Below are 341 nucleotides of genomic sequence, written 5' to 3'. Positions count from 1 at the left end.
TGTATAAGAGACAGCCCTTTTTCTTTTTCTATCTCTTTTTCATCTAATAAGGGATTTAAATAAATATCAGCTATAATATCTAAAGCTTTTTCAAATTTTTCATTTCTTACTTTAGCATAATAACCAGTATATTCCTGAGAAGTAAATGCATTATATTTTGCACCAATATTTTCTAATTCAGTACTAATAATTAACTGGGAGGGTCTTTTTTTTGTGCCCTTAAAACACATGTGCTCTAAAAAATGAGAAATACCATTATTTTCTTTTGTTTCAAATTCAGATCCAGTTTTTACCAAAATTAAAATAGTTGTTGTTAAACTTAATTTATCTGGCACTAAAAG

At 26.4% G+C, this 341-nt stretch carries 1 protein-coding gene; it reads right to left on the bottom strand.

Annotated features, from left to right (window positions below):
* Positions 1-341, bottom strand: a 341-nt coding sequence (locus N2692_03130; protein ID MCX8016258.1) for an insulinase family protein, incomplete at both ends; no start/stop codon positions are given.

Source organism: Patescibacteria group bacterium (genome assembly GCA_026415775.1).
Lineage (GTDB): Bacteria > Patescibacteriota > Minisyncoccia > UBA6257 > JAAZHW01 > SKW32.
This window is presented reverse-complemented; position numbering and strand designations above follow the sequence as displayed.